Below are 13,626 nucleotides of genomic sequence, written 5' to 3'. Positions count from 1 at the left end.
GAACGAACGCTCTATTTAGCGGCGACCACTGCCGCGATCGCGCGGCCCGCCCATTCCGGCGCCGGTTCCACGAACTCGGCGAAGCGCTCGAGCACCGCGTCCGGGAACGCCACCGCACGCCCCAGTTCCTGGTCCACGTGCAGGGCCAGCAGCTCCGTCGTCGCCACCGGCCCGGCGTCCGGCGCCGGATCGGCCGCGGCGCCGTCGACGACGTACAGCTCATGCGCGAAGTGCGCCTTCTTGCCGTGCACACCGAGCACCCGGGTGCGTACCGCGAGGTGGGCGCCTTCGGCGACGTCGCGCAGATACCGCAGGTGGGCCTCGACCGTGTAGAGGGAACAGCCGGTGGCCGCGCGGTACGCGGCGTGCAGGCCCGTCGCGTCCATCATGGCATCCGTGGCGAAGCCGAAGGCGAGCGAGTAATAGCCCTCGCTCATATGGCCGTTGTAGTCGATCCACTCGGGCGGGACGACCTGCCGGTACAGCGGCAGACGCCGGGCGATCTCCCTGGTCATGCGGTTCCCTCGGTGTCGGCGGTGGTCTGCCGCGGCAGTCTGCCCGTCGCCCGCAGTACGTCGATGACGCCCTGGTCGCGCTCGGCGACGAGGTCGGCGATGGTGCGCCCGGCGGCGGCCTCGTCGCACCCGGCGACCACCGCGTCGTACAGCTCCTTGTCGAGTTCGGGTGCTTCGAGCCGCGTCCACGGGGACTTCAGGGACGGCCCGAAGTGGTCGAGCATATGGGCCATGCCGCCCTCGCCGCCCGCGAGCGCGAAGGTGAGCATGGGGCCCATGAACGCCCAGCGCAGGCCGGGGCCTTCGGTGATGGAGTCGTCGATCTCCTGGACGGTGGCCTCGCCGTTGGCGACCATGTGCAGCGCCTCGCGCCACAGGGCTTCCTGGAGGCGGTTGGCGATGAAGCCGGGCACCTCGCTCTTCATGGTGATGACGGACTTGCCCGCGACCTCGTAGAAGCGCGACGCCCAGGCCACGGCTTCGTCGGTGGTCCGCTCGCCGCCGACGACCTCGACGAGCGGGATCAGGTACGGCGGGTTGAAGGGGTGCCCGACGACGAGGCGGCCGGGGTCGGCGGCCGTGGTCTGCATGTCGGTCATGGGATAGCCGGAGGTCGACGAGGCGATGACGGCCCCGGCCGGCGCGGCGGCATCGAGCCGCGCGAGCAGATCGCGCTTCAGCTCCAGCTTCTCGGGCGCGCTCTCCTGCACGAACTGCGCGTCGGCGACGGCCTCTTCGAGCGTCGCGGCAACGGTCAGCCGGTCCCGGGACGCGCCCTCGGCGAGCCCGAGCCGGGTGAGCGCGGGCCAGGCGGCATCGACGAGCCGCCGCAGCCGCTGCTCGGCGTCGGGCGCGGGATCCCAGGCGGTGACGTCATAGCCACGGGCCAGGAAGTGGGCTACCCAGCCGCCGCCGATGACTCCGGCACCGACGCAGGCGACACGGCGGACTTCTTCAGGGGTGGTCACGGTCATGGTGCGGTCCTCCGTGGAGATCAGGTGCGGGGCTTGAGGCCGAGCTTCGTGCGGGCCTCGTCCGGGGTGGCGACGCGCGACCCGAGGTTCTCGGTGATCTGGACGGCGCGCTCGACGAGCTCCGCGTTGGTGGCCTTGTTGCCCTTGCCCAGGTACAAGTTGTCCTCAAGACCCACGCGGACCTGGCCACCGAGCAGGATGGACTGCGCGACCCACGGCATCTGCATGCGGCCGAGCGCGAAGCTGGCCCACTGGGCGCCTTCGGGGAGCATGTTGACCATGGACTGGAGGACGCCCGGGTCGGCGGGGGCGCCCCACGGGATGCCCATGCAGAGCTGGAAGACGGTGGGGTTGTCGAGGAGGCCCTCCGCGAGGAGCTGCTTGGCGAACCACAGCTGCCCGGTGTCGAAGATCTCCAACTCGGGCCGTACGCCCAGCTCCTGGATGCGCTTGGCGCCCTGGCGGAGCATGTCGGGCGTGGAGATGTAGAGGTTGTCGCCGAAGTTGAGGGAGCCGCAGTCGAGGGTGCAGATGTCGGGCAGCAGGTCCTCGACGTGCGGGAGGCGGTCGAGGCCGCCGACGAGGTCGGTGCCGGGCAGTTCGCCGAGCTCCGTCAGCGGCTGGTCCGGGTCGATCACCAGGTCCCCGCCCATGCCCGCCGTCAAGTTGATGACGACGTCGGTGCCGGTCTCCTTCACGCGCTCGACGACCTCGCGGTAGAGCCGGGGGTCGCGGGACGGGGCGCCGGTCCCGGGGTCGCGGACGTGGATGTGCACGACGGCGGCCCCGGCCTCGGCGGCCCGGACGGCGTCCCGGGCTATCTGCTCGGGTGTGACGGGCACGTGCGGGCTCTTGCGGACGGTGTCGCCGGCGCCGGTGAGGGCACAGGTGATGATGACGTTGTCGTTCACGGGCATGCCGGACTCCCTTTCGGAGGCGGGGGGGGTGCGGTCGTGCGGAGTGCGTACGGGGACGCGTACCGGAGGTATCGGGCTTACGGGGCCGGGGCTCAGCGCGCGGCGAGCGCGACGTCCACGTGGGCGAGCAGGGCCGCGTGCATGTCGTCGGGCCGGGTGCCGGGGCCGTCCGGGGCACCGGCGAGGACCTGGGTGGCGAGGCCGTCGATCAGGGCGGTCAGGTGCAGCGCGGCCGCCTCGGGGTCGACGGGCCGGAACGCGCCCTGGGCGACGCCGCGCCGGACGACGTCGGCGACGGTGGCACGCCACTGCCGGTAGTACTCGGTGTGCAGGCGGCCGACGGCGGTGGAGCGGGCCGCCTCGGCCCACAGGTCGAGCCAGACGCTCCACTGGTCGCGCTGCTGGGCGGTGCGCGGGGTCTGGAGCTCGATGAGCTGGCGCAGTTCGTCGGCGGCGTCGGCCGCGTCGGCGATGCGTGCGGCCCTGCGGGCGGTGTCCTCGTCCATGCACCAGCGCGCGGCCGCCTCCAGGAGGTCGTCACGGCCCGGGAAGTGGTAGTGGATGGCGGCCGTGCTGGTCTCGCAGGCCTTGGCGATGTCCTGGACGCGGACGGCGTGGAAGCCGTGGTCGGCGATGAGGCGGACGGTCTCGCGGATGATCTGCAACGGGCGGCCCTCCGGCGGCGTCGCGGCCCGGCGTCCGCGCGGGGCCGCGGGCCGGACGGCCGCCGGGTCCGCGCCGCCGCGGGTGCCGAGCAGCCAGGCCGCGTCGACGTCGGTGGTGTCGGCGATCCGGGCCAGCTCGGCCGCCGTGAAGCGCCGGGTGCCGCCCAGGGAGCGCGACAGCTTCGACGGATCCATGACGATCCGCCGCGCGAACTCGCGCTGGGTCACGCCCGCCGCGGCGATGACCGCACGGACACGGGTGGGGACGTCGGGGTCTTGCTCCATGCCGGTCACCGTACCCGCGCATTGAGTTCAGCACAACGCAAGCTTCAAGGTCCCTCCGGATGCACTCACAGTTTCACGCCATTGCGATGCTGACTGATGCATCAGTCACCTCGGCTCACCTCAACTCACCTCAGCTCCGACGCAGCCCTCGCCGCACCACCACCGGCACCGACGCCGCCCCCAGCACCGCCACCAGCGCGCACACGCCCGCCCAGCCCCAGGTCGCGTACGCCAGCGCCCCGAGCGACGAGCCCGCCGCGCCGCCGATGAAGGCGCACGTCATATAGGCCGTGTTGAGGCGGCTGCGCGCCTCGCTGCTCAGGGCGAAGATCCGCACCTGGTTGGCGACCATCCCGGACTGCATGGCCACGTCCAGGAGCAGCGTGCCGAGGGCCAGGGCCACGAGCCCGGGCGCGCCGCCGAGCCCACCGAGGGCGAGGGCTCCCGCCGGGGCGACGACCGCGAACGAGCACCGGCGGCGCGGGCTCCCTCGGCTCCCTGGCCGGGCGGCGGCCACCGCAGGAGGTGCGGGCTCGGCCCCGGCGTGGCCGAGCAGCGCATCGACCTGATCGACGCGGAGATCACCCGCCTGACGGAGCTGCGGCAGCGGCTCGCGCTGCGCGTCGCGGCGATCCGCGCGGTGGCCGGGATCGACGACCGGCTCGACGCGTCGTCCCGTACGGGTGTTTGACGCGGGGGCCGATTTCGGCGAGGCGTATCACGCGATGGTGTGACTGGAGGGGGCGCACGGCTTCGGGTGGCGCGGCACGGGTAGTGCTCGGCTGCCCGTACGCCGTCCGCGAGGAGAGACACCCGTATGCCGCAGTCGTCACGCCCCTTCGAACTGCCGAGTTTCTACATGGTGCATCCGGCACGCCTCAACCCCCATACGGAGGAGGCGCGTTCGCACACCCGGGAGTGGGCGCGGACCATGGGGATGCTGGAGGGCTCCGGGGTCTGGGACACGGCCGACCTGGAGGCGCACGACTACGCCCTGCTGTGCGCGTACACGCACCCGGACTGCGACAGCGCGGCCCTGTCCCTGGTCACCGACTGGTACGTGTGGGTGTTCTTCTTCGACGACCACTTCCTGGAGCTCTTCAAGCGCACCCAGGACCGGGTGGGCGGCAAGGCCTACCTGGACCGGCTGCCCGCGTTCATGCCGATGGACCTCGCGACGCCGATGCCCGAGCCCACCAACCCGGTGGAGGCGGGCCTCGCCGACCTGTGGAGGCGCACGGTGCCCAGCATGTCCCTGGAGTGGCGGGCCCGCTTCGCCGAGAGCACCCGCAACCTCCTCAACGAGTCGCTGTGGGAGCTGTCCAACATCAACGCGCACCGCGTCGCGAACCCCGTCGAGTACATCGAGATGCGCCGCAAGGTGGGCGGCGCCCCCTGGTCGGCGGGGCTCGTGGAGTACGCGACGGGCGCGGAGGTCCCGGCGGCGGTGGCGCGGTCCCGGCCGCTACGGGTCCTGCGGGACACGTTCGCCGACGCCGTGCACCTGCGCAACGACCTGTTCTCCTACCAGCGGGAGGTCGAGGAGGAGGGCGAGCTGAGCAACGGCGTCCTGGTCCTGGAGACCTTCCTCGGCTGCTCCACGCAGGAGGCCGCGGACGCCGTCAACGATCTCCTCACGGCCCGGATGCAGCAGTTCGAGGACACGACGTTCACGGAACTCGGCCCGCTGTGCGCCGAGATGGCACTCCCGCCCGGGCAGTGCGCGGACGTCCTCGCGTACGTCAAGGGGCTCCAGGACTGGCAGTCAGGCGGCCACGAGTGGCACATGCGCTCCAGCCGGTACATGAACGAGGGCGCCACCGATCGCCCGTCGCCGCTCGCGGGCCCCACCGGCATGGGCACGTCGGCCAGCGGCATCAAGGCCCTCATGGCCGCGACCGGCGCCCAGCGCGTGCGCCGCTTCACGCACGTCCCGTACCAGCGGGTCGGCCCCTCCCGGATCCCCGACTTCGACCTGCCGTACACGACCACCCTCAGCCCCCACCTCGACCACTCGCGGCGCGAGACCGTCGACTGGGCCGCCCGCATGGGCATGCTCCAGCCGCAGCCGGGCGTGCCCGCCTCGCACATCTGGGACGCCCACAAGCTCGCCGGGTACGACTTCCCGCTGTGCGCCGCGGGCCTGCACCCGGACGCCACCCCGGAGCAGCTCGACATCGGCTCGTGCTGGCTGACCTGGGGGACGTACGGGGACGACTACTACCCCGTGGTGTTCGGCAGGCCCCGTGACCTGCTCGGCGCCAAGGTGTGCACCGACCGGCTGCTGCTCTTCATGCCCCTGGACTGCTCCCCCACTCCCCCGCCCGCCAACGCCCTGGAGCGCGGCCTCGCCGACCTGTGGGCCCGCACGGCGGGCCCCATGAACGCGGAGGGGCGCGCCGCGCTGCACAAGACCCTGGTGGACATGACGGACAGCTGGCTGTGGGAGCTGGGCAACCAGGCGCAGCACCGCATCCCGGAGCCCGTCGACTACATGGAGATGCGCCGCCACACCTTCGGCGCCCACTTCACGATGAGCCTCAGCCGCTTCGGGCACGGCAAGCGGGTGCCCGAGGAGATCTACGCGACCGCGCCGTTGCAGAACCTGGAGAACGCCGCCGCCGACTACTCGATGCTCATGAACGACGTCTTCTCTTACCAGAAGGAGATCGAGTACGAGGGCGAGGTGCACAACGCGATCCTCGTCGTGCAGAACTTCTTCGACTGCGACTATCCGGCGGCGCTCGGCATCGTCGACGACCTCATGAGGTCCCGCATGAGCCAGTTCCAGCACGTCGTCGCACATGAACTGCCCGTCTTGTACGACGAGTTCGACCTCGGCCAGGAGGCACGGGACACCCTCGACGACTATGTCGAGGAACTGAAGCACTGGATGGCCGGGATCTACATCTGGCACCGCGACTGCCGCCGCTACCGCCAGCAGGACCTCTCGCACGGGCCGCTGCCCGCACCGTCCGGGCTCGGCATGGACGTGGTGCGGCCCGGCTGGCTGCGGGAGCTGGCCGCGCCCTGACCTCGCGGTGACCCGGCCGTCGGCCGGCCGCGCCCCGGACGGGGGCGGGTAAGGTCGGCGGTCGGGCCGATCACCGGGGTCGGCCCGGGGCCGGCGCGGTCCGGCCCCGGGAACGTGGGGAGGGCGCGCGCCGTGCGGGAGCCGAACCACGTCCACCCGGCCGCCCCCGGCGCCCCCGCCCGCTGGCTCACCGTCGCCCCCGAGCGGACCGTGCTCGGCGTCATCCACAACGTCACCTCGGCGACCCGGCTGCTCGACCTGCTCACCGTCTTCGACGGCGACCGGCGGGTGCAGACCGTGTTCACCCGCACCGGCTCCTCCCCGTTCGCGGACGGCATCGCGGAATTCGCCGCCGCCCGCGAACTCCCGTTCCTCCCCTGGGACGAGGCGGTCAAGTCGGAGTTCGACCTGGCGGTCAGCACCAGCCGCGGCGGCGACCTGCACAGCATCTCCGCACCGCTCATAGGTGCCCCGCACGGCGCCGGATACAATAAAAGGCTCAGCAGCCGGGAGCCGGGAGCCGGGAGCCGGGAGCCGGGAGCCTTCGGCCTGACGGCTGAATGGCTGGTGCACGACGGTGAGTTGATACCGTCCGCCGTCGTCCTCTCCCACGAGGAACAGCTCGCCCGCCTCCGAGACGGTTGCCCCGAGGCCCTGCCCGCGGCGCACGTCGTCGGTGATCCCTGCATGGACCGGCTGCGCGCCTCCCTCCCCTTCCGTGCGGAGTACCGCGCCGCGCTCGGCGTCCGCCCCGACCAGCGCCTGCTCGTCCTCAGCTCGACCTGGGGCCGCCACTCCCTCCTCGGCGCCGCGGGCGACCTCGTCCTCCGCGCCCTCGCCGAACTGCCCTCCGACTCCTATCGCGTCCTTGCCGCCGTGCACCCCAACGCCTGGTACGGGCACGGGGGTTGGCAGGTGCGCTCCTGGCTGCGACCCCACCTGGACGCCGGGCTGCTGCTTCCGCCGCCCGCAGGCGACACCTGGCGGGCGGCGCTGTGCGCGGCGGACGCGTTCATCGGCGACCACGGCTCGGTCACGCTGTACGCGGCGGGGCTCGGCCTGCCCGGACTGCTCGGGGCGTTCGACACGGAGGCCGTGGCGGCGGGCTCCCCCATGGCGGCGCTCGGCGCGGCGCTGCCCCGCGTCTCGCCCACGCGGCCGCTCGCGGCGCAGTTGGAGCTCGCCGCGCGGGATCAGCCGACGGACCCCCGGCTCGGCGCGGCCACCTCGCAGATCACCTCCCACCCGGGCGAAGCCTCGGCCCGCCTGCGCCGCCTCTGCTATCGCGTCCTGGCCCTGGACGAGCCCGCCGCGCCGATCGCGCCGTGGCCCGTCGGCGTACCGCAGGATCTGCCGCCGACGCCGCGCTCACCGGTGGAGCGTCCGCTGTTCGTCGAGGTTCGGGTGACGTCGGGCGGCGGGGCCGGTGAGCCCGACGGGGGCGTTGGGGGCGTGGGAGCCACCGGGCCGAACCGGCCGACTGATCCGACCGCGCCGACCGAGCTCCTGATCCGGCGCCACCCCGCCCCCGCCCGCGCCGCCGCCACGCCGTGCCCGGCGCTCACCGACGCCCACGTCGCCGTCACCGCAGGCGAGCCTGAGGCGCGTTGGGCCCTCGCGGCGGACGTGGTCACGGCCCGTGCCCCGGCGGCCGGACCCCATGTGGCCGCGCTGACGGCCGAGTTGTTCACCGCCCACCCGGGCTGCGCGCTGGTCGCCGTACCGCAGGAGGACGGCGGCTGTCACCTCCACACCCGCAGTGGAACGTTCTATCTAGCCAGTTGGGATTCACCCCGCGCCTGGACCGCCCCCTCGCTCACCGCGTCCGTGATGTACGCCTGCCTGCTCCAGCACGGGGACGACTGGGAGGGCGACGTACTGGTGCGGCTGACTCCGGACGGCGCACCGGCGCGGCTGCGGGTGCGGCGCCTCGGCGCGGACCCCGTGCCGTACAGCAACTGACGCTCACGCGTCGGGCCGCTCCCCCAGCCGCTCCCGCGCCCCCGCCGCCCCCACACTCCCCAACTCCCGGTAGGTCGCCAGCGCCGCCCGCCAGTCCTCCCGTGCCCGCGCCTCATCACCGTGCGCCGCCCACGCGTCGCCCCGGGTGAGGCGGGCGTCGGCCTCCTCCTTGGGGGCGCCGCGCTCCTGGAGGAGGGCGATCGCCTCGTCCAGCGGGGTGACGGCCTCGTCGGCGCGGTCGGCGGCGAGACGGGCCTGGGCGTAACGGGTCAGGGCGCGGGCCTCGTTGTAGCGGTCGGGCGTGGGCAGGGCGGCGAAGAGTCGGCGGGCGCCGAGCAGGGACGCGGCAGCCTCCTCGTGGAGGTGCGCGGCGCTCGCCGCGCGGCCCATGTGGTAGTCGAGCAGCGCCCGGCCGCGTGGGTGCGCGAGATCGCCGAGCGCGCGCAGCGCCTGCCGGAAGCAGTCCAGGGCGTCCTGCGGGCGGCCCTGTTCCATGGCCACCTGGCCGAGGCCCTCCAGCGCGGAGGACTCGGTGCGGGCATGCCCGGCCGCGCGGGCCTGGGACAGGGCGAGCCCGTAGTGGTGACCGGCCCGCTCGACGCTGTCCGGGCCGCTCTGGTCGAAGAGGGCGAACGCCAGCTCGTAGTGGCAGCGGGCCAGCACGAGGGCGGCGTTGTCGGGCGCTTCGGCATCTCCGGCGGCTTCGGCGCCCTCGGCGGTGTCCGCACCTGCGGCGGCCGGGCCCGGCCGCGCGCCCGCCGCACCCGCCACATTCGCCGCGCCCGCCACGCCCGCCGCCCGCGCCGCCACCATCCGCTCAGCCGCCCGCACCCCCCGCTCAGCCACCTCCACCCACAACGTGTGGTGCTTCCGCCGGAAGAAGAAGCCGCGCAGCGCCTCCGCCAGGTCGCACACGAGGAGGTCATGGCCACGCGTGAACTCCAGGCCGGTGAGGGCGGCGGCGTTCTCGCGGTCCGGTTCGAGGGCGTCCAAGGCCTCGCTGTCGCTGCCGAACACGCCGTCCAGAAGAGCGGGTCGGCCGAAGATCTCGGCGCGGCGCCAGCGCGTGGACACCAGGTGCTCGGCCGCCGCGGCCCGCCGCAGGTACCAGTCGGTGATGCGCGCGGCCACCGCCCCGGTCTCGGCGGCGTCCGTGCGGGCGAGGGCGGCCGCGTACTCGTGGAGCAGGCCGTTCATGCGGCAGCGGCCGGGGGCGGGGCGGTCGAGGAGGTTGCTGTTGAGGAGGGTGCGCCGCACCCGCGCGCCGGCGTCGGGGCCGCCCGCGAGCTCGTCGACGAGGGCGTCGGCGAACTCGGGCGTCGGGTTCAGGCCGAGCCCGCGGAACACGGTGGCCGTCGCGGGATCGAGGGCCGCGTAGGAGTCCGCGAAGACGGACCGCAGGGAGTACGTGTGCGGGTCGTCGGGCACGGTCAGCGCCTCCTGGAAGGTGGGCAGGGCCAGGAGCCTGCGGACGAACTCCTCGACACCGCCCTCCAACGGGTCGGCGGCGCGCGCCCCGGCGAGCCGGGCGGCGGCGGGCAGGCCCGCGAAGGCCGGGATGACGGTCCGCAGTAACTCCTGCCCCCGGTCGGTGAGTTCGGCGGTCATGGCACGGCCCGCCGTGTCCAGGAACAGCTCCCGGCAGGACTCGTCGTCGAGCCCGGCGAGGCGGACGTACTCGGGGTCGGACCCCGGCAGGACGGAGCGCAGACCGTTCAGGAGCAGGCGGCTGGTGAGAACGACCATGCTCCCGGGGTGTCCCGGCAGGAGCGAGGGGACCTGACCGGCCGTCACCACGTCGTCGAGCAGCACCAGACAGGGTTCGTGCGCGGTGAGGTGGCGGTAGTACGCGGCCAGCGGAGCCATGTCGGCGGGCATCTCGGCGCGCGGGGTGCCGAGCGCCGACACGAACGACTCCAGGACGGAGCGGGTGTCCGCCGGTTCGAGCGCGCCGCGCGGGCTCATGTCGGCGTACAGGACACCGCCGGGGAAGCCGTCGCGCCGCAGCGCCGACCAGTGCAGGACGGCGCCGCTCTTGCCGATGCCCGGCGGCCCCGTCACCACGACGACCTCGGCGGCGGCACGCTCGCCCCGGGCGTCGGCGACGCGGTCGAGGACGGCGCGCACCGGCAGCCGGTCCACGAGCCGGCCGGGCGCGGCGGGCGCCATGAACGGCACGCGCGGGGCCCGTACTTCACCGCTCACGCACTGCCGGACCGTGACGTGCTGCGCCTGGATGACGTCGCGGAAGTTCCCGCCCGAGATGTTGTTGGCCACCGAATCCACCCGGGCAGTCTTCCAGGGCCGCCCGCCGGACGGAACGCCACCTCGCGCCCCGCCGACGCCGCCGGGCCGGTGCGCCTCAGTGGTGCCCGTCGCCGCTGTGGAGCTGCCGGTACTCCTCCGCCGTGGCCTTCGGCACCTGCGCGCCCGGGCCGTACATCGCCCGGGACAGGCGGGCCCGCAGCCGCTCGGAGCGGGGCACCTTGCGGATCACGCCGTTGGCGTCGACCAGGGGCCCCACTTCGTACGGCTGCGGCTGCTCGTGCGCGGTGAGGCGGTACCGCTCGGCCTGGCTGAGGGGCTTGTGGACCTCGACGTACTCGCCGTGCGGGAGGCGTTTGATGATGCCGCTCTCCCGCCCGTGCAGGGCGTTGTCGCGGTCGCGGCGCTGCAGCCCCAGACAGATCCGGTGGGTGACGACGAAGGCGAGCGGCGGCGCGACGAAGAAGGCGACGCGCACGAACCAGGTGATGGCGTTGATGGAGAGGTGGAAGTGCGTGGCCCACAGGTCGTTGCCGCCGCCGACCATCAGGACGCCGTACAGCGTCAGCCAGGCCACGCCGAGGCCCGTGCGGACGGGGGCGTTGCGCGGCCGGTCGGCGATGTGGTGCTCGCGTTTGTCCTTGGTGACCCAGGACTCGATGAACGGGTACACCCCGATCGCCGCCATGATCAGCGGGAACAGCGCGAAGGGGATGAAGACGCCCAACTGCAGGGTGTGGCCCCAGGCGTTGATCTCCCAGCTGGGCATCACCCGGATCAGCCCCTCGGAGAAGCCGAGGTACCAGTCGGGCTGGGCGCCGGTGCCGACGAGATCGGGCCGGTAGGGCCCGAGAGCCCATACGGGGTTGATCGTCGCGATCGCGCCCATCAGGGCGAGGACGCCGAAGACGAGGAAGAAGAAGCCGCCTGCCTTGGCGACGTAGATGGGCAGGAAGGGTGCGCCCACCACGTTCTTCTCGGTGCGTCCCGGCCCGGCGAACTGGGTGTGCTTGTGGTAGAAGACCAGGATCAGATGGGCGACGACCAGGCCCAGCATGATGCCCGGCAGCAGCAGGACGTGCACGGCGAAGAGTCTCGGGATGATGTCCTGGCCCGGGAACTCCCCTCCGAAGAGGAAGAAGGAGAGGTACGTGCCCACGACCGGCACCGACAGGATGGCGCCCTGCGCGAAGCGGATGCCGGTGCCGGACAGCAGGTCGTCGGGGAGCGAGTAGCCGGTCAGGCCGGTGATGAGGCCGAGCATCAACAGGGTCCAGCCGAACACCCAGTTGATCTCGCGCGGCTTGCGGAACGCGCCGGTGAAGAACACCCGCATCATGTGCACGAGCATCCCGGCGACGAACACGAGCGCCGCCCAGTGGTGGATCTGCCGGATGAGCAGCCCGCCGCGCACCTCCATGCTGATGTCGACGGTCGACTCGTAGGCGCGCGTCATCAGCACGCCCTTGAGCGGTTCGTAACTGCCGTTGTACTCGACCTCGATGCCGCTCGGCTCGAAGAACAGGGTGAGCCAGACGCCGGTGAGGATGAGGATCAGGAAGCTGTAGAGGCAGATCTCGCCGAACATGAAGGACCAGTGGTCCGGGAACACCTTGCGCATCTGGGTCTTGGCGAGGGTGTGCACGCCGAGGCGGCCGTCCGCCCAGTCGGCGACACGTTCCCCCTTGCCGGGGCCGGTGTCACGCTTGCCGGGGCCGGTGTTGCGGGCGCGTTCGCTCATGCGGCTCCCCCCTCGGGCGGCTACCAGGGTAGGTGCGCCGCCCGTCGGTCAACAGGCCTCCGCCCCAGGGGATTTCACCGCCCCGGCGGCCTCACCACTCCGCGAACGACCCGTCCGGGTGCCGCCACACGGGGTTCCGCCAGGCGTGCCCGCCCCGGTCGGCCGCCCGCACCGCCGCCTCGTCGACCTCGACGCCGAGGCCGGGCAGGGACGTGCGGCGGGCGTGGCCGTCGGCGAAGCGGAACGGCTCGGTGTTCACGACGTACGAGAGGAGGTCGGCGCGCTTGTTGTAGTGGATGCCGCGGCTCTGCTCCTGGATGAGGAAGTTCGGGGTGGTGAAGGCGAGTTGGAGGCTGGCGGCGAGCGCGATCGGGCCGAGCGGGCAGTGCGGGGCCAGGAGGGCGCCGTACGTCTCCGCGAGTGCGGCGATGCGCTGCACCTCGGTGATGCCGCCCGCGTGCGACAGGTCGGGCTGGGCGACGGCGATGCCCGCGGTGAGGGCGGGCAGGAACTCGGCGCGGCTGTAGAGGCGTTCGCCGGTGGCGATGGGGACGGGGCTGGCCGCGACCAGGGCGGGCAGCAGGTGGCTCTGGTCGGGCAGGAGCGGCTCCTCGGCGAACAGGGGGTGCAGCGGGGCGAGTTCGGTGAGGACGCGGCGGGCGCTCGCGGGAGTGAAGCGGCCGTGGAAGTCGACGGCCACGTCCCGGTCCGGGCCGAGGGCCTCGCGGGCGATGGCGACGCGGTCGACGACGACGGCGGTCTCGGCGTGCGTGGTGAGCGGCGAGGTCGCTCCGGCCGCGTTCATCTTCACGGCGGTGAAGCCCGCCTCGACCTGCTCGGCGATGTGCTCGGCGAGCACGGCGGGCTCGTCGCCGCCCACCCAGGCGTACACCCGCGCCCGGTCCCGCACCGGACCGCCGAGCAGGGCGTGCACGGGTGCGCCGTACGTCTTGCCCGCGATGTCCCACAGCGCCTGGTCGAGGCCCGCGACGGCGCTGGAGAGGACGGGCCCGCCGCGGTAGAAGCCGCCCTTGGTGAGCACCTGCCAGTGGTCCTGGATCCGCAGCGGGTCCTGTCCGACCAGGTACTCGGCGAGTACGTCCACGGCGGCGCGCACGACGTCGGCGCGGCCCTCGACGACGGGTTCGCCCCAGCCGACCACGCCCTCGTCGGTCTCGACGCGGCAGAACAGCCAGCGGGGCGGGGCGAGGAAGGTCTCGACGCGGTCGATCTTCATGGGGTGTCGGTCTCTCCTCGCTCGGGGGCGT

11 protein-coding genes are annotated in these 13,626 nt (G+C 73.2%); 3 read left to right on the top strand and 8 right to left on the bottom strand.

The window, feature by feature from the left end:
- Positions 1–11: 11 nt before the first annotated feature.
- From IE274_RS13270 to IE274_RS13250, 5 genes are all read right to left on the bottom strand, one after another.
- Positions 12–515: a thioesterase family protein gene (locus tag IE274_RS13270; RefSeq protein WP_190115858.1), complete on the bottom strand. Its 504-nt coding sequence runs from the start codon at positions 513–515 to the stop codon at positions 12–14.
- Positions 512–1,489 (bottom strand): 3-hydroxyacyl-CoA dehydrogenase NAD-binding domain-containing protein, encoded by a 978-nt coding sequence (locus IE274_RS13265; protein ID WP_190115857.1) that lies wholly within the window; start codon positions 1,487–1,489, stop codon positions 512–514. Before IE274_RS13265 ends, IE274_RS13270 begins: the two co-directional genes overlap by 4 nt.
- Positions 1,490–1,509: 20 nt before the next feature.
- The gene (locus tag IE274_RS13260; RefSeq protein ID WP_190115856.1) at positions 1,510–2,406 is read right to left on the bottom strand and encodes a beta-keto acid cleavage family enzyme; all 897 of its coding nucleotides are present in this window, start codon (positions 2,404–2,406) and stop codon (positions 1,510–1,512) included.
- 92 nt (positions 2,407–2,498) lie between these two features.
- Positions 2,499–3,356, bottom strand: a complete 858-nt coding sequence (locus IE274_RS13255) for a TetR/AcrR family transcriptional regulator (RefSeq protein ID WP_190115855.1) — start codon at positions 3,354–3,356, stop codon at positions 2,499–2,501.
- 130 nt (positions 3,357–3,486) lie between these two features.
- Complete coding sequence (locus tag IE274_RS13250; RefSeq protein WP_372447006.1) at positions 3,487–3,873, bottom strand: MFS transporter; 387 nt, start codon at positions 3,871–3,873, stop codon at positions 3,487–3,489.
- Between the two features lie 27 nt (positions 3,874–3,900).
- Here IE274_RS13250 and IE274_RS13245 point away from each other — a divergent pair, with 27 nt between their 5' ends.
- The 3 genes from IE274_RS13245 (at position 3,901) to IE274_RS13235 (ending at position 8,352) form a co-directional block, all read left to right on the top strand.
- A complete protein-coding gene (locus tag IE274_RS13245) occupies positions 3,901–4,047 on the top strand; it encodes a hypothetical protein (RefSeq protein ID WP_190115854.1) in 147 nt (48 codons plus the stop codon).
- A gap of 126 nt (positions 4,048–4,173) precedes the next feature.
- Complete coding sequence (locus IE274_RS13240) at positions 4,174–6,390, top strand: terpene synthase family protein (protein WP_190115853.1); 2,217 nt, start codon at positions 4,174–4,176, stop codon at positions 6,388–6,390.
- Positions 6,391–6,522: 132 nt separating this feature from the next.
- On the top strand, positions 6,523–8,352 hold the full coding sequence (locus IE274_RS13235; RefSeq protein WP_190115852.1) for a hypothetical protein: 1,830 nt from the start codon (positions 6,523–6,525) through the stop codon (positions 8,350–8,352).
- Positions 8,353–8,355: 3 nt separating this feature from the next.
- Here IE274_RS13235 and IE274_RS13230 read toward each other — a convergent pair whose 3' ends face one another.
- From IE274_RS13230 to dgoD, 3 genes are all read right to left on the bottom strand, one after another.
- Entirely contained in the window at positions 8,356–10,629 is a 2,274-nt protein-coding gene (locus IE274_RS13230; protein ID WP_190115851.1) for a tetratricopeptide repeat protein, read from the bottom strand.
- Between the two features lie 85 nt (positions 10,630–10,714).
- Positions 10,715–12,358, bottom strand: coding sequence for a cytochrome bc1 complex cytochrome b subunit (qcrB, locus tag IE274_RS13225; RefSeq protein ID WP_190115850.1), 1,644 nt, complete (start codon positions 12,356–12,358; stop codon positions 10,715–10,717).
- Positions 12,359–12,449: 91 nt separating this feature from the next.
- Complete coding sequence (dgoD, locus tag IE274_RS13220) at positions 12,450–13,595, bottom strand: galactonate dehydratase (protein WP_190115849.1); 1,146 nt, start codon at positions 13,593–13,595, stop codon at positions 12,450–12,452.
- Positions 13,596–13,626: the final 31 nt, after the last annotated feature.

Origin of the sequence: Streptomyces flavofungini (assembly GCF_014650815.1) — a bacterium.
Classification (GTDB): domain Bacteria; phylum Actinomycetota; class Actinomycetes; order Streptomycetales; family Streptomycetaceae; genus Streptomyces; species Streptomyces flavofungini.
Note: the sequence above shows the minus strand (reverse complement) of the source record. Positions and strands in the feature narration are given on the sequence as shown.

Coding starts and splice junctions, on each gene's coding strand:
- IE274_RS13270 (WP_190115858.1), bottom strand. CDS start 515: ATGACCAGGGAGATCGCCCGGCGTCTGCCGCTGTACCGGCAGGTCGTC.
- IE274_RS13255 (WP_190115855.1), bottom strand. CDS start 3,356: ATGGAGCAAGACCCCGACGTCCCCACCCGTGTCCGTGCGGTCATCGCC.
- dgoD (WP_190115849.1), bottom strand. CDS start 13,595: ATGAAGATCGACCGCGTCGAGACCTTCCTCGCCCCGCCCCGCTGGCTG.
- IE274_RS13260 (WP_190115856.1), bottom strand. CDS start 2,406: ATGCCCGTGAACGACAACGTCATCATCACCTGTGCCCTCACCGGCGCC.
- IE274_RS13240 (WP_190115853.1), top strand. CDS start 4,174: ATGCCGCAGTCGTCACGCCCCTTCGAACTGCCGAGTTTCTACATGGTG.
- IE274_RS13265 (WP_190115857.1), bottom strand. CDS start 1,489: ATGACCGTGACCACCCCTGAAGAAGTCCGCCGTGTCGCCTGCGTCGGT.
- qcrB (WP_190115850.1), bottom strand. CDS start 12,358: ATGAGCGAACGCGCCCGCAACACCGGCCCCGGCAAGCGTGACACCGGC.